At 70.6% G+C, this 21,508-nt stretch carries 12 protein-coding genes and 1 pseudogene; 6 read left to right on the top strand and 7 right to left on the bottom strand.

Translation table 11 applies throughout. The annotated features are described in order from the left end of the window. Positions 1 to 210: 210 nt before the first annotated feature. A complete protein-coding gene (locus ABT369_RS09085; RefSeq protein WP_350611180.1) occupies positions 211 to 3,516 on the top strand; it encodes a LamG-like jellyroll fold domain-containing protein in 3,306 nt (1,101 codons plus the stop codon). A 32-nt stretch (positions 3,517 to 3,548) separates the two neighbouring features. Beyond that, a complete protein-coding gene (locus tag ABT369_RS09080; protein ID WP_350611179.1) occupies positions 3,549 to 9,659 on the top strand; it encodes an RHS repeat-associated core domain-containing protein in 6,111 nt (2,036 codons plus the stop codon). Positions 9,660 to 9,710: 51 nt separating this feature from the next. On the opposite strand, the pseudogene ABT369_RS09075 reads toward ABT369_RS09080, so the two are convergent. Then, positions 9,711 to 9,842, bottom strand: a pseudogene (locus ABT369_RS09075) (diguanylate cyclase domain-containing protein); the annotation flags it as partial. A 475-nt stretch (positions 9,843 to 10,317) separates the two neighbouring features. Here ABT369_RS09075 and ABT369_RS09070 point away from each other — a divergent pair. After that, positions 10,318 to 10,743, top strand: a complete 426-nt coding sequence (locus ABT369_RS09070) for a DUF1801 domain-containing protein (protein WP_350611178.1) — start codon at positions 10,318 to 10,320, stop codon at positions 10,741 to 10,743. Between the two features lie 214 nt (positions 10,744 to 10,957). Here ABT369_RS09070 and ABT369_RS09065 read toward each other — a convergent pair whose 3' ends face one another. Both ABT369_RS09065 and ABT369_RS09060 read right to left on the bottom strand, forming a co-directional pair. Beyond that, positions 10,958 to 11,098, bottom strand: a complete 141-nt coding sequence (locus ABT369_RS09065; RefSeq protein WP_350611177.1) for a hypothetical protein — start codon at positions 11,096 to 11,098, stop codon at positions 10,958 to 10,960. Next, positions 11,073 to 14,045, bottom strand: a complete 2,973-nt coding sequence (locus tag ABT369_RS09060) for an AfsR/SARP family transcriptional regulator (protein ID WP_350611176.1) — start codon at positions 14,043 to 14,045, stop codon at positions 11,073 to 11,075. The genes ABT369_RS09065 and ABT369_RS09060 overlap by 26 nt, the downstream gene beginning before the upstream one ends. Positions 14,046 to 14,373: 328 nt before the next feature. Between ABT369_RS09060 and ABT369_RS09055 the strand changes: the two genes are divergently transcribed. Continuing rightward, positions 14,374 to 15,954, top strand: coding sequence for a methyl-accepting chemotaxis protein (locus ABT369_RS09055; RefSeq protein WP_350611175.1), 1,581 nt, complete (start codon positions 14,374 to 14,376; stop codon positions 15,952 to 15,954). A gap of 162 nt (positions 15,955 to 16,116) precedes the next feature. On the opposite strand, the gene ABT369_RS09050 is transcribed toward ABT369_RS09055, so the two are convergent. Further along, positions 16,117 to 16,443 carry a hypothetical protein gene (locus ABT369_RS09050; protein WP_350611174.1) on the bottom strand — a complete coding sequence of 109 codons (327 nt, stop codon included), beginning with the start codon at positions 16,441 to 16,443 and terminating at the stop codon, positions 16,117 to 16,119. 176 nt (positions 16,444 to 16,619) lie between these two features. Between ABT369_RS09050 and ABT369_RS09045 the strand changes: the two genes are divergently transcribed. Beyond that, positions 16,620 to 16,967, top strand: a complete 348-nt coding sequence (locus ABT369_RS09045; RefSeq protein ID WP_350611173.1) for a hypothetical protein — start codon at positions 16,620 to 16,622, stop codon at positions 16,965 to 16,967. Here ABT369_RS09045 and ABT369_RS09040 read toward each other — a convergent pair whose 3' ends face one another. The 3 genes from ABT369_RS09040 to ABT369_RS09030 all read right to left on the bottom strand — a co-directional run bounded on the left by ABT369_RS09040 (position 16,968) and on the right by ABT369_RS09030 (position 20,508). Then, positions 16,968 to 17,933 (bottom strand): methyl-accepting chemotaxis protein, encoded by a 966-nt coding sequence (locus ABT369_RS09040; RefSeq protein WP_350611172.1) that lies wholly within the window; start codon positions 17,931 to 17,933, stop codon positions 16,968 to 16,970. It abuts the gene before it with no gap. 165 nt (positions 17,934 to 18,098) lie between these two features. Beyond that, complete coding sequence (locus ABT369_RS09035) at positions 18,099 to 18,425, bottom strand: SDR family oxidoreductase (protein ID WP_350611171.1); 327 nt, start codon at positions 18,423 to 18,425, stop codon at positions 18,099 to 18,101. Beyond that, complete coding sequence (locus ABT369_RS09030; protein WP_350611170.1) at positions 18,415 to 20,508, bottom strand: GAF domain-containing sensor histidine kinase; 2,094 nt, start codon at positions 20,506 to 20,508, stop codon at positions 18,415 to 18,417. Before ABT369_RS09030 ends, ABT369_RS09035 begins: the two co-directional genes overlap by 11 nt. A 513-nt stretch (positions 20,509 to 21,021) precedes the next feature. On the opposite strand from ABT369_RS09030, the gene ABT369_RS09025 reads away from it, so the two are divergent. Continuing rightward, positions 21,022 to 21,306: an SHOCT domain-containing protein gene (locus ABT369_RS09025; RefSeq protein WP_350611169.1), complete on the top strand. Its 285-nt coding sequence runs from the start codon at positions 21,022 to 21,024 to the stop codon at positions 21,304 to 21,306. Positions 21,307 to 21,508: the final 202 nt, after the last annotated feature.

Here is a 21,508-nt window from a genome sequence, read left to right as displayed (position 1 = left end):
GCCGCATCGGTGATCGTGGAGTTCTCGACGCTTCACGCCCGTGGCGCAAGATTTTCTCAAGAGATTGTCCACCCTGAATAGATGGTCGGGTGGCGCGCTGAAGATGAGCCTACCCCGGCCAGCTGACCGGGCGGTCACTTCGACATCGGCTTCAGCACCCCCTTCGCACGCGATAACGCGTGCGTCAGAAGCATGTTCACGGGAGGCACCATGCCTGCTGTCCCATCGATCCTGGCCGTGGTGACGGCGCTGTCCGCCACTCTGATCGCGCCGCTCGCGGCGCCCGAAGTCGCGTCGGCGGCGCCGTCCGCGACCCTGAGCGAGCAGGCGGCCCAAGCCCGGGCGGTCGCCTCCGGCAAGCCGGTCGAGGCGACCGCGCTGCGCGACGAGCACCAGCAGGTGCTCGCCAACCCGGACGGCACGTTCACGCTGACCCAGAGCGTCGAGGCGGTGCGGGTACGCCGCGGTACAAGCTGGGTTCCGGTGGACACGACGCTGCGGCGCAACTCCGACGGCACCGTCGCGCCGGCCGCGGCCGTACTTGACATGTCCTTCTCCGGCGGCGGCACCGCTGCGCTGGCCCGGATGCGGCGCAACGGCGGTGAGCTGTCGCTGACCTGGCCCGGGACGCTGCCGGCGCCGATCCTGTCCGGCAACACCGCCACGTACGCCGAGGTCCTGCCGGGCGTCGACCTGACCGTCCGGGCCGTGGCCGAGGGCTTCTCCGAACTGCTCGTGGTCAAGTCGGCGGCGGCCGCGGCCAACCCGGCCCTCGCCTCCCTGAAGCTGGCCACCGCCACCAAGGGCGTGAAGATGACGACGCGCGCGGACGGCAGCCTCGCCGCCGCCGACGCGAGCGGCAACGCGGTGTTCGAGGCTCCGGCGCCGTACATGTGGGACTCCACCGGGCAGGGCTCGGTGGCGGTGCCGGGCGGCGCGGTGCGCCGGATGGGCGTCGAGGTCACCCCGGGGGCGCTCGCGCTGCAGCCCGACCGGCAACTGCTGACCGGCACGGCGACCCGCTACCCGGTCTACATCGACCCGTCCTGGTCGGGGTCGAAGCTCGCCTGGACGCAGGTGTGGAGCAACCTGCCCACCACCTCGTTCTGGAACGGCGCGAACGACGCCGAGGACGAGGCCCGGGTCGGCTACGACGCGACCGACGGCAAGACCACCCGGTCGTTCTTCCGCTTCGACACCTCGGGCGTGAAGGGCAAGCACATCATCAAGGCCACCCTGCAGACGCAGGAGGTGTGGTCGCGGTCGTGCACCGCGCGGGAGGTGCAGGTCTGGGAGACCGGCGGCATCACGTCGGCGACGACCTGGAGCAAGCAGCCGAGCTGGATCAGCAAACTGGCCGCGAAGAGCCTGGCGAAGGGGTGGTCGTCCAGCTGCCCGGCCGGCGGCGTGGAGTTCACCGTGACCCCGCACGTGGTCAAGGCCGCCGCGAACGGCTCGACCTCGATCACCGAGGGCATGAGGGCGTCGGCGACCGCGGAGTCCAACAAGGACACGCTGTCCTGGAAACGGTTCAAGAGCACCCCGTCGATCACCATCGTCTACAACACCGTGCCGGCCGCGCCGACCAACCTCAGCACGGACGGCTCGACCACCTGCACCACCGGCACCGGCCGGCTGGTCATCGGCACCACGACCCCGACGCTGCGGGCCTCGGTCAGCGACGCCGACAACGCCGTGATGGCGCACTTCCAGTGGTGGCTGTCGAACGGCACGGCCGCGGTCGGCGAGTACACGTCGGCGTCGGTGGCCGGCAAGAAGCCGACAGTGGTGGCGAAGGCGATCCCGACCGGGGCGTTCAGCAACGGACAGGTCGGCAAGTGGCGGGTGCGCTCGGAGGACGGCACGGACGTCAGCGCGTGGAGCTCGTGGTGCGAGTTCCAGATCGATGCCACGCGGCCGCCGATCCCGGCCGTCGCCTCCAGCGCGTTCCCGGACAACGCCGAGGGTGACGCCGTGATGGGTGTGGCCTCCTCGGTGACGGTGAGCGCGAACGGCGGCACGGACGTCGTGAAGTACGAGTACGCGGTCAACGGCGACGCGACCGCGCTGAGCAAGACCGCCACCCCGTCGGCGGCCGGCGGATCGGTGACGTTCTCGGTCACCCCGGACCGGTTCGTGAACTGGCTGCAGGTCCGCGCCGTGGACCGCGCCGGCAACAAGTCAGAGGTGGCCACCATCGTCTTCTACGCCGGCTCCCCACCCGCCCCGACCGGCGACTGGGAGCTCAACGAGACCGGCGACGCCACCGCGGCGGTGGACTCCTCGGCCAATGCCCGCGACGCCTCCCTCGGCGGCGGTGCCACCTGGAACGACGGCTTCGACGGCGGCGGACTCGCCCTGGACGGCACCAGCGGGTACGCGGCGACGACCGGCCCGGTGCTCGACACCATGAAGTCGTTCTCGGTGAGCGCCTGGGTCTACACGACCGACCTGTCGCACAACATCGTCGCGATGACCCAGATCGGCGCGCACGCCAGTACGTTCACGCTCTACTACTCCTCCTCGTACAAGAAGTGGATTTTCAATCGGACGACGGTGGACGCGGACACGACGACGTTCGTGCGGGCCATCTCGACCACCGCGCCGGTGGCCAACACGTGGGTGCACCTGGCCGGCGTCTACGACGCCACGGCGGGACAGATCCGGTTGTACGTGAACGGTGTGCTCGAGGCGACCACGGCGTACACGACCCCGTGGGCGGCCACCGGCGTCTTCCAGATCGGGCGGTCGCAGGTGGCCAGCGCCTTCGGCGAGTACTGGCCCGGCCGCATCGACGCGGTCAAGGTGTACGACCGGGTGCTGCTCCCCGGTGAGCTGCAGCAGGTCCCCCGCCTGGCCGGCCAGTGGAAGATGGACGAGACCTCCGGCACCACCGCCGCCGACGCCACCGGCGCCCACCCGGCCACGTGGTCGTCCGCGGGCGTCAGCCGGGTCACCGGCGTCAGCGGCAACGCGGTCGCGGTCAACGGCACGACGGGCGTGCTCACCGCGTCCGGCCCGGCCGCCCGCACCGACGGTAGCTTCTCGGTGAGCGCGTGGGTGCAGCCGTCCGCGCTCACCAAGAACGGCATCGCGGTGAGCCAGCTCGGCACCGCAGTCGGCGCGTTCAACCTCGGCTGGGCGTGGAACTCCGACTATTCCTCGTACCTCTGGTCGGTGCGCACCTCGGCCACGGACGCGTCCGGGTCGTCCCTGCGCGAGGCGAGCGACCTGTTCGACGTGCCGACGGTCGGAGTGTGGACCAACCTCACCGCGGTCTACGACGCCCAGGACCACAAGCTGAGGCTGTACGTGGACGGGCAGGCGGTCGACGAGACCGACCACGCCAGCGCGTGGAACGCGGCCGGCGCCCTGCTGATGGGCCGCGGCCAGGCATCGAACGTGACGTTCTCGCAGTATCTCACCGGCGCCATCGACGACGTCCGGGTCTACTCGGGCGCCCTGAGCGACCAGGCGGTATTCGACATCTACAGCGCCATCGCCGACGCGGAATGAACGGGGTACCGATCATGCGCAAACACCGAACCGTGAGCCGGCGTGTGCTGGCCGGACTGCTGGCGGTGGCCGTGGTGGCCGCCGGCCAGGAGGTGGTGCCCGCCACGCCGGCGCAGGCCGCGCCGGTGCAGTGGAAGACCGCCGCCCGGAACGAACGATCCGTGCCGGGCAAGAACTTCACGCCGAAGGCCGCGAAGCCCGCCGCCGACAAGTCGGTGCTGCGTACCCCGGCGAAGGTGGACTGGCCGGCCGCCGGCGCCGCCGACGTGACCCTGGGCGCCACCCGCGCCCGGGCCGGCGGCCTGCCGGTGTACCTGAGCAAGCCGACCGGCGGGAAGGCGACGGTCGAGGTGCTCGACCGGGCCGCCACCGAGCGGGCCGGCGTCGACGGCCTGCTGTTCCAGGTCAAGGGGGACAGCCCCGGGCAGGCGAAGGTGACCGTGGACTACTCGTCGTTCCGCAACGCGTGGGGCGGCGACTGGGCGTCCCGGCTGCGGCTGGTCCAGCTGCCGGCGTGTGCGCTGAGCACCCCGGCCCGCGCCGAGTGCCAGGCCGGCACGCCGGTCGACACCGACAACGCCACGGCGAAGGGCACGCTGACCGCCGACGTCTCGCTCACCGGCGGCACGGTGACCACGCTCGCGGCGACCGCGGCGCCGGCCGGCAGCGCCGGCGACTACAAGGCGACGAAGCTGTCCGCCTCGTCGTCGTGGGAGGCGGGCGGCTCGTCCGGCGACTTCGCGTGGACGTACCCGATGGACGTGCCCCCGTCGCTGGGCGGCCCGGAGCCGGACGTGGACCTGCGCTACTCCTCGGGCAGCGTGGACGGCCGGACCGCGGCGACCAACAACCAGTCCTCCTGGGTCGGCGAGGGCTGGGACCTGAGCGAGGGCTTCATCGAGCGGCGCTACAAGTCGTGCTCCGACGATGTTTCCACCACGACGAAGCCGTACGACATGTGCTGGGAGACGGACAACGCGTTCCTGGCTGCCGGCGGCGACGCCGTCGAGCTGGTCAAGGACGACAGCACCGGGGTGTGGCGCAAGAAGCAGGACGACGGGTCGCGGATCGAGCACCTGACCGGGGCCACCAACGGCGACAACGACGGCGAGTACTGGCGGGTCACCGCGCCGGACGGGACGCAGTTCTACTACGGGCTCAACCGGCTGCCGGGGTGGGCGAGCGGCAACGAGGTGACCAACTCGGCGTGGACCGCGCCGGTGTTCGGCAACGACTCGGGAGAGCCGTGCCACGCGTCCACCTTCGCGGCCTCGTACTGCACTCAGGCGTACCGCTGGAATCTGGACTATGTCGTGGACCCGGACGGCAACGCGATGTCGTACTTCTACACGACCGAGACGAACTACTACGGGCGCAACCTGACCGCGTCGGCCGGCACCTCATACGTCCGCGCCGGGTACCTGAGCCGAATCGACTACGGGCAGCGCGCGGACACGATGTACTCGGCGGCGGCCCCGATGCGGGTGAACCTCGCGGTCGAGGAGCGGTGCGCGGCCGGTGCCACCTGCGGCACCGGGGCGATCACCAAGGACACCGCGAAGAACTGGCCGGACACCCCGTACGACCAGGCGTGCGCCTCCGGTGCGAGCTGCACCAACCTGTACGCGCCGACGTTCTGGTCGCGCAAGCGGCTGGCGGGCGTCACCACCCAGGTGCTGGTCTCCGGTACCACCTACAAGGACGTCGACGGCTGGGCGCTGGGCTACGAGTTCCGTGACCCCGGCGACGGCACCTCGCCGGCGCTGTGGCTGGCCTCGATCACCCGGACCGGCAAGGTCGGCGGCACCAGCGCGCTGCCGGCGGTCACGTTCGAGGGCACCCAGCTGGAGAACCGGGTGGACGCCGAGGAGGGCATCCCGCCGATGTACAAATGGCGGGTCACCGACATCTACGACGAGTCCGGCGGGCACACCCGGGTCAACTACTCGGCCAAGGAGTGCACGCGGGCGGCCGCACCGACCCCGGACTCCAACACCAAGCGCTGCTTCCCGGCGTACTGGGTGCCGGAGGGTGCCCTCTCCCCGCAGCTGGACTGGTTCCACAAGTACGTGCCGATCCAGGTGCTCGAGGACGACCAGTCCGGGCTGGCCGGGATCGAGGAGACCGACTACGAGTACCTCGGCGGGGCCGCCTGGCACCACGACGACAACGAGCTGACGCCGGCGAAGTACCGCAGCTGGAGCGAGTGGCGGGGGTACGGCCGGGTGCGCGTGACGCACGGTGCGGCCGGCCAGGCACCGTCGCAGACCGAGACGCTGTACTTCCGGGGCATGAACGGGGACAAGCTGACAAGCGGTACGCGCAGCGTGTCGGTCACCGACTCGGAAGGCACCGCGGTCACCGACAGCCCGGCGCTGGCCGGCTTCACCCGCGAGGAGATCAGCTACAGCGGGGCCGGTGGCAGCGTGCTGGACGGGGCGATCGCAGACCCCTGGATCTCGTCGCCGACCTCGACCCACGGCAGCACCAAGGCGTACCTCGTCGGGGTCGCCCGCAAGCGCACCCGGCTGGCGCTCGCGGCGGGCGGCTGGCGGCGCACCGAGGTGCAGACCACCTACGACTCGTACGGGATGCCGGTCCAGGCCAACGACCTGGGCGACACGTCGGTGACCGGGGACGAGGAGTGCAATCGCACCACCTATGCCCGCAACACGTCGGCCTGGCTGACCAGCTACGTGGTCCGGCAGGAGCGGGTGTCGGTGGCGTGCACGACCACGCCTTCGTACCCGTCGAACGTGATCTCCGACGTGCGGACCTTCTACGACGGCGCCACGACCTTCGGGTCGGCACCGACCCGGGGCGAGGAGACCCTGAAACAGGAGCTGGCGTCCTACTCGGGCAGCACGCCGGTGTACGTACAGTCGGAGCGGTCCGTCTACGACCGCTACGGCCGGGTGATCGAGAAGTACGATGCGCTCGACGCCAAGACGAAGACCGACTTCACGCCGGCATCGGGCGGCCCGGTCACGGCGAGTACGGTGACCAACGCGATGGGGCACGTGACGACGACGACCTTCGAGCCGGCCTGGGGCAGCGAGACCGTCATCGTCGACCCGAACAACCGGCGTACCGACCTCACCTACGACCCGCTCGGCCGGCTCAGCGCGGTGTGGCTGGCGGACCGGTCCAAGCTGGGCGGCGCCTCGGCGAGCTACAAGTTCACCTACCTCGTGCAGACGGCCGCGCCGAACGTCGTCACGACCCAGACCATCCGCGACGACGGCACCTACCAGTCGCAGTACGCGTTCTTCGACGGGCAGTTGCGCCAGCGGCAGACCCAGAGCCCGACGGCCGGCGGCGGCCGGATCGTCACCGACGACTTCTACGACTCGCGGGGCCTGCTGGTGAAGCAGAACGGGGCCTACTGGAACGACGGGACCGCGGGCACCACGCTGCTGACCGTCACCGACAACACTGTTCCGGGGCAGACGGTCACCGTCTACGACGGCGACGAGCGGGAAACAACCAAGATCTTCCTCTCGTACGGCACGGAGAAGTGGCGCACCACGACCAGTTACGGCGGGGACCGGACGAGTGTCACGCCGCCGGCCGGCGGGACCGCCACGACCACGATCACGAACGCGGACGGGGAGACCACCGAGCTGCGCCAGTACACGTCGGGCGCGCCCACCGGCAGCTACGACGCGACCAAGTACACCTACACGCCCGGCGGTGACCTGGCGAGCGTGACCGACGCGGCCGAGAACGTCTGGAAGTACACCTACGACCTGCGGGGCCGGAAGGTGACCGACGTCGACCCGGACAAGGGCACCTCGACCTACACCTACGACAACGCCGACCAGCTCCTGACCACGACCGACGCCCAGGGCAACACGCTCGCGTACACCTATGACGCGCTGGGCCGCAAGACGGCGGAGTACAGCGGGTCCACGTCCGGCACCAAGCTGGCCGACTGGACGTACGACACCCTCGCGAAGGGGCAGCCGACCGCGTCGACCCGCTACGTCGGCGGCGCCGCGTACAGCACGACGGTCACCAACTACGACACCAGGTACCGCCCGCTGGGGACCTCGGTGACGATCCCGCCGGCCGAGGGCAGCCTGGCGGGCACCTACAAGTTCAACACCGGGTACACCGACACCGGCCAGACGCAGGTCGTGACCTATCCGGCGATGGGCGGGCTGACCGCGGAGACCCTGCGGTACAGCTACGACTCCGACGGACGGCTGACCACCGCCCAGACCGGGCTGTCCACGCTGCTCACCGCGGCGACCTACTCGGTGTACGACGAGCCGCTGCAGTACACGCTGCAGTCGGTGAGCGGCAAGCAGGTGGCGCAGACCTTCTTCTACGAGGACTCGACCCACCGGCTCACCCGGGCGGTCGTGGACCGCAGCGTGGCGCCGATGCACGTTTCGGACGTCAACTACACGTACGACGCGGCCGGCAACGTCACCCGGATCGCCGACACCCCGGCGGGCGGCGCGGCGGACACCCAGTGCTTCACGTACGACTACCTGCGCCGGCTCACATCGGCGTGGACAGCGACCAACAGGTGCGCGACCTCGCCGAGCGCGGCGTTCCTGGGCGGCCCGGCGCCCTACTGGCAGTCCTGGACGTACGACAAGACCGGCAACCGGTTGACCGAGACCAACTACAACACCACCACGGGTACAGGCACGACCAGTACCTCGACCTATCCGGCGGCCGGGGCGAGCCGGCCGCACGCGCTGTCCACTGTCACCACCTCCGGGACCACGAACAGGTTCACCTACGACGCCGACGGCAACACCACCGGGCGTACCGTGGCCGGCTCGGCACAGATCCTCACCTGGGACGCCGAGGGCAACCTGAGCAAGGTGGTGGAGGGCGGCAAGACCACCGAGTACCTCTACGACGCCGACGGCAACCGCCTGATCCGGCGGGATCCCGAGGCGGTGACCGTCTACTTGGGACCGGCGGAGCTCAAGCTCACCAAGTCGACCAGCGCCCTGGCCGCCACCCGGTACTACACGCTGGGCTCGGTCACGGCGGTGCGCACGACGGCCGGAGGGCTGACGTTCGAGGCGGCCGACCGGATGGGCACGGCGCAACTGTCCATCGACGCCGACGACCTGACCGTCACGCAGCGCCGCTACCTGCCGTTCGGCGAGCTGCGCGGGGCAGCCCCGACCTGGACGACGGACCGTGGCTACGTCGGCGGCAACGTGGACTCGTCGATCGGCCTCACCCAGCTGGGCGCCCGCGAGTACGACGCGGACACCGGGCGCTTCCTCTCGGTCGACCCGATCATCGATCCCAGCGATCCGCAGCAGATGAACGCGTACGCGTACGCGAACAACACTCCCGTGACGATGAACGACGCGGACGGTGAGTGGCGGGTGCTGCCGGGCGGGCACTACTGCGACGGCTGCGGTGGCTACGACAACGCCCCGGCGCCGAAGAAGAAGAAGAAGTCGTCCGGATCGAAGAAGAAGAAGAAGAAGGCGTCCAGCCCGGCCAGTCACCACTACTGCGACGGCTGCGACTACCAGAGGTACCAGGCCAAGAAGGCGCAGACGCACTACTGCGACAGCTGTGACTACGCGAGGCGACAGGCCGCGGCCCGGGCGGCCGCCCGGGAGTACGCGGCGGCGAAGCGGCGGGCCGAGCAGATCGCCAAGGCCAGAGCGGCCGCACTCAAGAAGAAGGTGGACGCGTGGAACCACTGCGCGGCCGCGGACCCGTACATGCGCAAGTGCGGCAAGTACCCGGGTCCCAAGGGCCAGACCATCCAGAGCTATCTGTGGAAACACGTCTTCGTCACGGAGTCGTTCTGCGTCCACAAGGTCTGCTGGAAAGCCAAGTGGCAGAACGGCAAGCTGAGCCTGAGCAACGCCGTCTCCACCAGCGCCGGCCTGGGGTTCAGCTTCCCGACCGTCGGGTACGCGCACAAGTCGAGCGGCCGGCAGGCCGCGTCGGTCTCCGGCTCGGTGGGCCGGTGGGGCGCCGGCGTCGGTCTCAAGCCGAACGGCGCCCCGGACTGGAGCGACTGGGACGTCTCGGTAGGCACCAACCCCGCCGGCGGCTGGCTGGGCACCGAGAACGGACCCGTCAAGGGAGCGGGCGTGAGCTACACCCACTCGCTGTGGAGCACCTGTCTCGTCGGTAGCTGCAAGTGACGTGATCGACGGGCGGCGCCGGCTACGGCCGGTGCCGCCCGCTACCGCGTGGCCGAACCGGTCGTTGAGTTGCTTGAAGCCGTTGAGGTCCATGTATAGGACCACCGGCCCGAATCCGGACGCGCGGAACAGCTCCAGCTCCAGCGCGGCGCTCAGCGCCGTCCGGTTGGCCAGGCCGGTGAGTTGGTCGTGCTGGCGCCCGCAGCCGCGCCAGCTTGACCATCCCGATCACCAGGAAGGGATAGCCGGCCAGCCACAGGAAGTCGGACGGGGAGAGGTCGCCGAGCGGCCCCGCGAGCCGGTCCAGCACGTCGTACAGGACGTCCCCGGTCAGCCAGGCCGTCAGCGCGGCCGCGACGAACCGGTACGCGCCGCGGCTGGGCCCGGAGATGCTCCGCAGGCCCACCCAGGCACACACCACCACGGTTGTGAATCCGATGAGGTACGCGATGTGTGCGGCGGTGGTGCCCGGCACGAATAAGGACACCGCCCCCGCGACCGCGGCGAACACTGGCGCCGCGGCGGCCGGGACAGGTCTCATGCGGCGCCTATCGGCTCACAGCCGCCCGGGGTGAGATCCTCGCCGGTACCATGCGGGATTGGCCTGGTAACAGATCCGTGTACCGATCCGACCGGCGGCCGGGTTAGCCTGACCGTCATGGCGAACGAGCCGAAGACGACCCGCACCGGCGCGAGCGTGGCCGATTTCCTCGGCACGGTGCCCGACCCGCGGCGCCGGGCGGATGCCGAAGAGGTCTGCGCGTTGATGCGAGAGGTGACCGGTCTGGAGCCGGCAATGTGGGGTCCGAGCATCGTCGGCTTCGGCCAGTACCACTACCGGTACGCCTCGGGCCGCGAGGCCGACTGGCCGGCGGTGAGCCTGTCCCCCCGCAAACAGGCGCTGACGCTCTACATCTCCGACGGGTATGACCAGCACGCGGAGCTGATGGCCCGGCTGGGTCCGCACACAACCGGCAGGTCGTGCCTGTACATCAAACGACTCGCCGATGTCGACCTGGATGTGCTCCGCATGCTGATCAAGGACGGGTTCGAGCACCTCAACGGCCGCACCGTCACATCGTGACCGACTGACGTCTCCAGCCCCTCCGCCCGGCGGGTCCGCACCGAGACGGTCACGAGGCGCATCAGTTGACGGTCGCGCATCCGGTGAGTGCGCGAACAGGGGCCGACGTGCCGACCTCGTGATCAACCGGCCCGTCCTGTCCGCACGACCCGGGCGGCGTCCGGCCGCCGAAGCGCGCCGGGGGTAGCGGGCCGCCCGGGGTCGATTCGGCGGCTCAGGCGGCGGACAGCTGCCAGCCCTCGACCGACGTCGGCGCAGCAGTGGTGCCGCGCTGCGTTCCCTCGTCGTAGCAGCGGCCCTGCCACCAGTACCAGAGGATGGTCTGCGCGTCATAGACCACGTAGTAGCCCTGCACGCCGTACTGCCCCAGCACCGAGCTGTGCGGCGCCACCGTCGCGGTGGTATTGACTCCGACGGACGTCGTGCGGGACGCCGTGATCGTGACGTTCACGGTCTGCTGGAGTTTCTCGGTCAGTTTCGCCGAGGTACCGGCCATGACGCTGACGGTCACCGTGGTTGACTGCATCGCGGTGAACGTGGCGGTGACCGGGCTGTCCAGGTTGTTGGTCACGATCCGCGAGTCGCCGACGAAGAAGGTCGGCGTCGCCGACACGACACTGAACCGGACCTTGCGATACGGCACGAGAATGATGCCATCCGACCCTGCGGTGCCGTTGACCTGGGCTTGCGGCGCCGCGCTCGCGGTAGGCGGAGCCGAGGCCGTCCCAGGCCAGGCCCTCGCCGTGCCGGTCGCCGGCCTCGCGGAGCATGTCGATCGCCCGGCGGCAGTAGGACACCGCCGTCTCGTGGGCGCCGAGCTGCACGTGGCTGCGCCCCATCTGGTCGAGTGTCCGGGCCTGGCCGGTGCGGTGCCCCGCCGCCCGGTACAACTCGTACGCCCGCTGCTTGTGCGTGAGTGCTTCGGTGTGGTCGCCGCGGCGGCCGTGCAGCCAGCCGAGGTGGCCGTGGACGCGGGCGGGTCCGGCGTGATCGGTGAGACCGGCGTAGGCGTCGAGGGCGTACCGGTAGTGGCGCTCGGCGTCATCGTACCGGCCCAGTCGCGCCAGCGCGTTGCCGAGCGTGCGGTGGGCGTGCGCCTCGCCGGTGCGGTCGCCGAGCCGGGCCGCCGCGGCCAGAGCCGTCCGCTGCACGGCGATCTGGTCGTGCCACCGGCCGTCGCGGGCGAGGAATCCGGCGACGAGCCACGCGAGCCGCTGCACGTGGCGGTCGAACCCGGACCGTTCAGCCCGGAACAGCGCGGCGAGGAGGTTGCCGAGCTCGGCGCGCAGCCACTGCCTCGCGTGTGCCCCGTCGATGAACCCGTCGCACCCGGCTACCTGCGCCGGCGCGGTGTCGAGCGGCTCCTGCAACGGGTCGGTCAGGCGGCATGCGGCGTCCGCGGTGCGCACGTAGTAGTCCAGCACCCGCTCCAGCGCCGAGCGTCGCCACTCGACGGGATCGGTCCGGTTGGTCAGCTCACCCGCGTACGCGCGCAGCAGATCGTGCGGTGCGTACCGGCCGGCGACCGGCTCGGCGAGCAGGTTCATCCGCGTCAGCTCGCCCAGCAGCGCCCGCACCCGGTCCGCCCCGACGCCGGTGAGGGCGGCGGCCGCCGGCTCGGTGACGTCCCGGCCCGGGTGCACGGCCAGCAGGCGGAACAGCCGAGCGGCGGGCTCGGTCAACGCACCGTACGACGACGAGAAGACAGTCCGCACATCGGTTGCCGGATCGCCGCTGGCGAACGGGTCGAGGGCCGTGGCCGGTGCGGCCCCGTCCGGTGCCGGCGTCAGGGCGGCCGCCAGCTCGCCGGCCACGGTGGACAGTGCGCGCCCCGGCCGGGCCGCGGCGCGGGTGGCGACGATGGCCAGCGCCAGCGGGAGCCCGGCGCAGCGGGCCACAAGGTCGTCGACGGCCCGCGTCTGCGCCGCGACCCGCCGCGACCCGAGCCGCCAGGCCAGGGCCTGTCGGGCCTCGCCGGCACTCATCAGGCCGACCGGCAACGATCGGGCACCGTCGGCGATCGCCAGGCCGGGCAGGTCGGTCCGGGTGGTCACCACGACGACGCCGCCGGGCGTACCGGGCAGCAGTGGCCGGACCTGCCCGGCATCGCGGGCGTTGTCGAGGACCACCAGGATCCGGCGGCCGGCGAACAGGCTGCGGTACAGCGCGGCGGCCGCGTCCACCCCGGCCGGGATTCGGTCGGCGGGCACCTGGAGCGACTCCAGCACACTGCGCAGCGCGGCGGCCGGATTCAGGCCGGGGCCCTCCGGGTCGTACCCGTGCAGGTTCACGAACAGCTGGCCGTCGGGGAACCGCTCGGCGACACGATGCCCCCAGTGCACCGCAAGGGAGGTTTTCCCGACTCCGGCCGTCCCGGTGAGACAGACCACGACAGGCTCCGGCACCGGGCGCTCGGCATCCGCGGGCAGCAGCCGGGCCAGCTGGTTCAGGTGCCACGCGCGGCCCACGAAACCCGGCACGTCGGCCGGTAGCTGCCGGGGTGCGCGCCAGCCGGTCGCCGGTTCGGCGCTGTGGGTGTCCGCCAGGATCGCCTCGTGTACGGCTTGCAGCTGCGCCGACGGTTCGAGGCCCAACTCCCCGAGCAGGACCCGGCGGGCGCGTTCGAAGGCGGTCAGCGCCTCGCCGCGCCGGCCGCCTCGGTGCAGGGCCCGGATCAGCACGGTCCACAGCTGCTCGCGGAGCGGGTGCTCCTCGACCAGTTGCCGGAGTGCGTCGACGACCTCGGCCGACCGGCCGAGGCCGAGGTACAGCTCCGACCACTCCTCGGTGACCGCGAGCCGCAGTTCGACCAGCCGGCGGGCGTGCGTCGCCACCGTGAGGGTGGCCGGCACGTCGGCCAGGGGTGCGCCGTGCCACAGCGCCAGAGCCTCGGCCAGCCGGGCCGCCGCGGTCGGACGCTCGCCCGCCGCGAACGCGCGCCGTCCGTCCGCCACCAGCCGCTCGAACACCCGGGCGTCGACGTCCCCGGCCGCGACGGCCAGCTCGTACCCGCCGGTGCGGGTGCGTAACGGCCCGTGCCGGCCGCCGCCCAGCTGGCGGCGCAGCCGCATCACGTAGCCGCGCAGCACGCTGTCCGAGGCGCGTGGCGGGCGGGCTCCCCAGATCTCGTCGATCAGCCGGCAGGTGGCGACGACACCACCCTCGTTGAGCAGCAGCAGCGCCAGCACCACCCGTTGCTGCGCGGCGTCAACCGGCACCCACGCCGTGCCGTCCCACAGCCGCAGCGGTCCGAGCAGCCGGAACCGGACCCGACTCGGTTCGCTGTCGCCGCCCGCCAGCATTCCGTGGCTACCGATCGGCCAGGATCAACACAACGGCAGAATACGGACGACATCAACACGAGTCAATTGAACAGCCGGCCGACGCCATACGCCCGAACGTTTGACCGCTGTCGTTGCGACGGACGGCTTGGACACGTTTGTGTGTGGTGGCGTCGGCACCGAGGCCGAGTTTGGCGAAGATGCGATTGATGTGCTCGGCGACGGCCGGCTCGCTGCGGCGGCGGGAGGGCGGCCGGCGTTTTCCTCAGCGTCGCGGGCGCGGCGCCGATGGGGTGTGGTGGGAGTGGCCGTGGTGCCCTGACACTTGGGAGTCGATGTGGTGGAGCGGATGGTCGGTTCGCTCGGTGTCCGTAAGGCCATCATGGTCACCGTGGCCGTCACCGGCCTGGTCGCCCTGGTCATCGGGGTGCTCGGACTGGTGCAGACGCGCTCGGTGGCCGCGCAGAGCGACGAGATGTACCGGCGTGCCGTGGCGCCCGCCGAGACGCTGGGCAAGCTCCACGAGCTGGTGTGGAAGTTCCGGTACAGCGCCCTGGCCACGACCACGTCGGCCGGCGACCAGGCGCGCCAGACGTTCGCCGCGATGCAGGACCAGACCCTGAAGGACCTCAACGCCGGCGCCGAGGCGTACGGCCGGTTCGACCTGACCGCCGAGCAGCGCGGCGCCTTTGCGTCGTTCCAGCAGAGCTGGCAGGAGTTCCTCACCCTGCGCGACCAGGCACAGCAGCTGAGCGCTCAGGGCCGCACGGCCGAGCTCGATGCCATGCGCGTGCAGAAGCTCAACCCGGCCGCGGACCGCACGATCGCCGCGCTGGACAACCTGACCGCCATCTCCGTGCGGATCGGCGAGGCGCGCCTCGCGGCAGCCCGGGACACGTACTCGCAGGCCCGGCTGAGCCTGACCATCGTGCTCGTCGCCGGCCTGCTGGTGGCGCTGATCCTCGCCGGGCTCGTCGCCGGGGCGATCATCCGCCCGCTGCAGCGACTGCGGCAGGCCCTGCAGGCGCTCGCCGGCGGTGACCTGACCCAGACCGTCGACGTGACGACCCGCAACGAACTGGGCGAGATGGCGGCGTCGGTCAACGCCGCGACGGCCCATATGCGCGCCGCGGTCGGCACCCTGGCCGGCAGCAGCACCGGCCTGTCCGGGCGCGCCGCCCAGCTCGAGCAGACCAGCCAGGACCTGGAGCGCAGCGCACAGCGCACCTCCGAGCGGGTGGCGTCGATCGGCCAGGACCTCGGCAGCGTGTCCAGCAGCGTGCACTCGGTCGCCGGCGGCGCCGGCGAGATGGGCCAGTCGATCCGGCAGATCTCGGCGAGCGCGAGCGAGGCGGCCACGGTCGCCCGCGACGGCGTCGAGGTCGCCGCCGCGACCGAGGACATCATGAAGCGCCTCGGCATGTCGTCGGCCGAGATCGGCAATGTGGTCAAGGTGATCACCGCGATCGCCGAGCAGACCAACCTGCTGGCGCTCAACGCGACGATCGAAGCGGCGCGGGCGGGCGAGAGCGGCAAGGGGTTCGCGGTCGTCGCGGGCGAGGTCAAGGACCTGGCGCAGGAGACGGCGAAGGCGACCGAGGAGATCGGCCGGCGGGTGCAGGCGATCCAGGCCGACACCGGCAGCGCGGTGGAGTCGATCGCGAGCGTCAGCGAGGTCATCCGGCGTATCAACGAGTACCAGACGACTATCGCGGCCGCGGTCGAGGAGCAGAGCGCAACGGCCGGCGGCATGGCCGGCGACCTCAACGTCGCGGCCGGCGGCGCCGAGCGCATCGGCGGCGGCATGAGCGAGGTCGTGCAGGCGGCGGACAGCACCCGCGACGGCGCGGCCACCGCCCGCGCCGCGGCGGCGGAACTCAGCGTGATGTCGGCCGAGCTACGCACCGCGGTGAGCGCCTTCCGGTACTGATCCGGGAATCTCAAGAAGCGCCATCAACATCGCCACGGCAGCAGTCGGGGCACCCAATCTCCTTGCGGTGGGCTTTATTGGCGGGGTAGCCGGCCGCCCCACGCATCAGGCGCTGGTGGGACGACGAAGCGCTCCCTGCCGCCCGAACGGGGTGGAAGTGGGTCACGCGGCAGCATGAAGTTGTTGCCCCTGGCGTTCCAAGTGCGGCGGTGTCTGAGGCCTTCTGCGGGGAGGTTTGACGCCGCGCTCGCAGGCGAACCGATCCCCGGCCCCGGAGTCGCGGAAGAATGACCGCACCGCCCCGTGCAAAGGCCCGGCGCGGAGGTCTGCGAACAACAGTCCGCCCATGACGTCAATGCCGAGCGGCAGCCACGACGGCAGCCAGGCCAGCCGCTGTGGCGACCCGGCAGGCCCCCGATCCCAGATCTGCACCGCGTCCGGCGACGGCAACACATCGCGCAGCACCTCACTGCGCACCCGAGACAGCATTGCCCCATGGTCGTACGCATCCTGCGGCCGCCCGGTGCGGCCGGTTCGGCCCGAGCGCCGGAGCGCGCGAAATGGGCGGCCTGAATGGACTTGTATACGCCGGACGGCGAGCCCACCGCCGGCAGCCCGGCACAGATCGCGGCGGCTTCACGCAGGAGCTCTCCGGCCTCCCGTGGGTGAGCGGCGACGGTGAACCAAAGCGCGGAGCCGGCCATCCAGATCGCCAGGGTGGGCCGTATCGCCGGCTGCTCTGCGGCCATCTGACGCAGCCGCGCGAGGGCCTCCCGGTCGGCATCCAGGCTCGCCCCGCTCCGTCCGGCCCGGCCGAGATAGACCGCCAGGCCCAGCAGCGCCCACAGCGCGCCGCTGTCCCCCGCCCCGCGGTCCTGATACAGCGCGACGACCTCCGTCTGGACGGTCACCGCCTCCGCGAACCGGCCGGCCTCGGCCAGCCCGTGCGCCAGGCCCAGCAGCGCCCGCTCGGCGTCGTCGTGCTGCAGTGCGCGGGCATCACCGTCGAATGATCATCGGCGACTCGGCGCTGACAGCTTCTGTTCGCGGACCAACGAGTCGACGGCCTCTCGCGTCGAGCGAAGTGCCTGCATCGTAGCGTTGATCTCTTGGATGCTCTTGACCGCCTCGCCGGTCCGGATGCGGATCTCCTTGATCTGCACCTCGATCTGTTCGGTAGCCTGACCGGTCTCGGTCGACAGTTCCTTGACCTCACCGGCGACGACGGCGAATCCCTTGCCCGCGTTTCCGGCCCGCGCCGCCTCAATGGTGGCATTGAGTGCCAGCAGATTCGTCTGGGCCGCGATGCTCGTGATCAGCTTGCCCACGTTGCCGATCTCGATGCTGCTGGCGTCCAGCTTGCTGATCGTCGCCGCCGCCTCATCCGCCCGGGCGGCGGCTGCACTCACAGCCTGCCCGAGGTCGTGACTGACCTGGTCGAGTTTCGCCGCGGACGCGGTCAACTGGTCAAGCTGGTCCTCGGCCGTGGCCATGAGATTCTTTTCGCGGTCGATGTCGAAGAGCGCACCGGCGACACGCAACGGCACACCGTTGCGGTCGCGCTTCGTCGCCCCGGTCGCGCGAAACCAGCGATAGCTGCCATCCTTCAGAGCCAACCGGTACTCGATGTCGTACGGGATCCGTCCGGTTCGATCGTTGAGGTGGTTCATGAACGCTGCGACCACACGGTCCACGTCCTCGGGGTGCAGGCGGGACGACCAGCTCGACAGGATGTTCGGAAAGTCCCGGTCGTCGGTAAAACCGAGCATATGGCGAAAATCCTGAGACCAGTTGAAGACGTTGTTCGGGTTCACCGGATCATCGGCGACAACGTCCATGTCCCACAGGCCGATCCCGGCCGCATCGGTCATCAGTTCGAACCGCTCGAGCGCTGCCGCTTGCCGCTCACGTAGCGATTCAACCTCCGCCCTGAGCGCGTCACGTTCGGAAGATGCCGCGACCTGCTGCGTGCCGTCCACCGTTGAAGGTTGGACTGCGGCCGAACCGTCACGTCCCCGTCGCCAGACCATACGCGTTCCCCCAGCTCGCGGAACCTCTCTGCTCCTCAATCGGCTGCCCAACGCCAACCTGAGGGTTTTGCCACAGGCGGCCCGAGCCGGGCCGGACTCGGCGAACCGATCCACTCAGGCGGTGACACCGCCATCAGCGAGCAGCGTGCTGCCGGTCATGAGGGTCGACAGGTCCGACGCGCAGAACAGCACGACGCGCGCGGTGTCGTCGGGAACACCGGCACGGCCGATCGGGCTGAGCCGCATGGGATCGGTCGGCGGAACATCGCCGCACAGCTCTGCTGCGGCCGCGGCCGCGATCATGCTGCCTTCCGTGGGGACGTAGCTCGGCGCGACGCCGAGGACGCGGATGCCCAGCGGAGCGAGCTCGAGGCCCATCTCCCGCGTGACCCCACGGACGGCGTGCTTCGAGCCGACGGTCGCGAGACGCTCAGCTGCCATTGAGCGGAACGCTGAACAGCAGTGTCGTGCCACCGCCGGGCGGGCTGATGACCTCCATCGTGCCGCGGAGTGCCTCAACGCGGTCTTGCAGGCCGATCAGCCCTGACCCTTTGCTGGTGCTTGCACCGCCGACGCCGTTGTCTCGAATTGTGAGCCCGAGGGTTGTGTCACCGGCTTCGGCCTCGACGCACACCAGCGTCGCCCGGGCGTGTTTGGCGGCGTTGGTGAGTGCCTCGGAGACGATGTAGTACGCGGTGACCTCGACTCGTTCAGGCAGCCGCCGGTCGATGTCCACCGTGAGTTCGACGGGGACCGTGCTGCGGCGGGCAAGGGTCTTGAGCGCCGGGCCCAGCCCACCCTTGGACAGGATCGCGGGATGGATTCCCCGAGACAGTTCCCGCAAGTCCTCGCAGACGCCGATGAGACCGCCCACGGCTGATGACAGTTCCTCCTTGACCGTGTCCAGTCCAGGTGGAATCGACGCCTCGACGGTGCGCAGTTGGAGGGCCAGCGAGATGAGGCGTTGCTGCGTGCCGTCATGCAGGTCGCGTTCGAGCTGGCGACGGGTGTTGTCCGCGGCGGTGACGATACGGGTGCGGGAGGCGGTGAGTTGCGTATGGCTGTGGGCGTTGGCGATCGCGGTGGCCAGCAACTCGATGAACTCGACCAGGCGTGCCTCGGTGGCCTGCGGTATCGGTGTGGTCGACGTGGTCGTGACGACAGCCGCGCCCCAGAGCCGGCCTTCGACGATCACCGGTACGCCGACCCCCGAGCGGATGCCCAGACCGCGCAACATCTCGGCGGTGGCGCCTTCGGCATGGTCGTATGTTGCGCGCGCCGAGCGGCCCGTGCGCTTGATGATCCCGGACAGGCAGTCTCCCTCAAGCTGGATGCACGTCCCGGCCGGCGTCTCCGCAATGCCGGGCTCGTTCCGGCCCGAGACGAGCGTGCCGGTACCGTCCGGCTCGTAGCAGACGAGGCCGGTGTTCTGGGGTCCGCAGATCCTGCACAGCTCCGCGGTGACGGCGTCGAAGACCTCGGCCGGTGCGGAATCGTGTGCGACCAGGGTCGCCACCCGGCGCAATGCGGCCTGTTCCGCCGTCAGCCTGCTGGCCTCTTCACGACTTGCCTGCAGCGAGTTGATACGGCCGCATGTCGCACTCAGCAGCGACTCCAGCGACGGTACGACCCGTTGCCGCAGGCGTTCCAACGTCCGTGCGGGCAGCCCGGCCGGGACCAGCAGGGTGCCCAGGCGGGTCGCACCATCCCACAACGCCACCGCATCCCGCCGCTCGTCTCCGGCAACTGCCCCGAGCTCGATGGCTGCGGACGGCAGCGCGAACACCTCGGCCATTCGCTGTGATGCCGGACCGAGGACCGAACGCAGATCGCCGGCACGCACCATCTGGCCCGCGAGGTCGGCGACGAGTTCGGCCTCCTGACGCCGCTGCGATGCCTCGGCGGCGCGGAATCGGGACAGGTCCGCGAGGAAGCCGGCCAGGAGCCCGGCCGCGATGAACGCCACGACGATCTGCAGGTCCCGCTGTGCGGTGTGGCTGAACTCCCGGTAGGCAGGAGCGTCGAAATAGATGAATGCGGCGGCGCTGGCCGCCGAGGCCACCACGGCCAGTCTGGCGCCCCACACGGTTGCCACGACCAGGACGCCACACAGATAGACAATGCTTCGCACGCCTTCGTGCAGATCCTGGAAGGGGAACATCACGGCGGTCACCGCGCCGATGAGCACCGCGGCAACCAGAAACCCGAGCGCGAGGGGTGGCGGCTTCGGACGAAGCACCAATGTCGTCAGACGCGCCCGCATCAGCGACGCCCTCCACCCCTTGCAGCACAATGCGGCGGATGCATCCAGACGATGACCGGGACAACCCATCCTCGGGTTCGCGGTTGGGTTGGCGTGGCCATCCCGTCGGTCATCCAATGGTAGCCCGCAAGCGGCGACAGGGTTGGTGACGAAATGGCAGGCGGACCCCGCCCGGAAGCTCGGCGCGGCGCCATTCAGCAATGGCAGCATCCGCGGCGCCCAGGTGCGCGACGTGTACTTCGAGGCCGCCGGCGTCATCATCACCCTGATCCTCTTCGGCCGGCTGCTCGAGGCCCGCGCGAAGGCCGGCACGGGCGGGGCCATCCGCACCCTAGTCGGCCTGCGAGCACGCATCGCCCGCGTGGTCGATCACCGGCAAGGGCGTGCGGGCCACCGTCGACGGGCGGGAACTCCTGGTCGGCACCGCCCGGCTGCTGTCGGACGCCGGTCTCCACGTCACCTCCGCCGAGGAGGTCTCCGCCCAGTTCGCGCGAGAGGGCAAGACACCGATCCTGGCCGCGGTCGACGGCGTACCGGCCGGCGTCCTCGCGGTCGCCGACACCATCAAGCCCCGACTCGATCCCGGCCCTGACAGTGCTGCACCGGCTGCAGGCATCACGCCAGGGTGGTGCGACAGGGACTTTCGGCCCCGCCACGATGACATTCCGCCATACCCGCCGGCGATACACAGCGGGAAGGTTGAAGTGTCCCCGCGCGAACGGAACCGATCACGGCTCTGGCGTCGGGTAGCACGACCTGGAAAGGAGCGTCGTGATGATGTACTGGGGCACCGGCATGGGCGCGTGGACCATGGCGTTCATGACCCTGGGAAACCTGTTGTTCTGGGCGCTGGTGATCGTCGGCATCGTGATGTTGGTACGCCGTTTCGACCGGCGCACGCCGCCGAACCACGCCACACGCTCCGGCCCGGACAGCGGCCCACTTGCGCACCAGATCCTCGACGAGCGGTTCGCCCGGGGCGAAATCGACGAGGACGAGTACGTGCGTCGCCGTCGGATGCTCGACGGGCAACCCACCGCCGACCCGTCCCGGCAGTGAGTAGCTGGTGTTCACGATGCCGGAGGCGAGGCCGCCCTCCTCGGGTCGGCGGCACCGATCGCGGCCCCCAGCGACGGGATGAACGCCAGGACATGCCCAGCGCGGCGACGAGGGACGCGGGCAGTACGTCGACGGCGAAGCTGTCGGCGGGGCGGACGAAGGCCAGCCAGCCCGGCCGGTCGCGTGCCCGTCGACTACCTCG

The sequence above is a fragment of the Dactylosporangium sp. NPDC000244 genome (assembly GCF_040300725.1).
GTDB lineage: Bacteria > Actinomycetota > Actinomycetes > Mycobacteriales > Micromonosporaceae > Dactylosporangium.
The sequence above is the reverse complement of the archived record's forward strand: the minus strand, read 5'-3'. Positions and strand labels throughout refer to the sequence as shown.

Excerpts from the sequence above, each read along its gene's own strand:
- ABT369_RS09085 (WP_350611180.1), top strand. The coding sequence starts at position 211 with ATGCCTGCTGTCCCATCGATCCTGGCCGTGGTGACGGCGCTGTCCGCC.
- ABT369_RS09070 (WP_350611178.1), top strand. The coding sequence starts at position 10,318 with ATGGCGAACGAGCCGAAGACGACCCGCACCGGCGCGAGCGTGGCCGAT.
- ABT369_RS09060 (WP_350611176.1), bottom strand. The coding sequence starts at position 14,045 with ATGCTGGCGGGCGGCGACAGCGAACCGAGTCGGGTCCGGTTCCGGCTG.
- ABT369_RS09055 (WP_350611175.1), top strand. The coding sequence starts at position 14,374 with ATGGTCGGTTCGCTCGGTGTCCGTAAGGCCATCATGGTCACCGTGGCC.
- ABT369_RS09050 (WP_350611174.1), bottom strand. The coding sequence starts at position 16,443 with ATGCTGTCTCGGGTGCGCAGTGAGGTGCTGCGCGATGTGTTGCCGTCG.
- ABT369_RS09035 (WP_350611171.1), bottom strand. The coding sequence starts at position 18,425 with ATGGCAGCTGAGCGTCTCGCGACCGTCGGCTCGAAGCACGCCGTCCGT.
- ABT369_RS09030 (WP_350611170.1), bottom strand. The coding sequence starts at position 20,508 with ATGATGACGCCGGCGGCCTCGAAGTACACGTCGCGCACCTGGGCGCCG.
- ABT369_RS09025 (WP_350611169.1), top strand. The coding sequence starts at position 21,022 with ATGATGTACTGGGGCACCGGCATGGGCGCGTGGACCATGGCGTTCATG.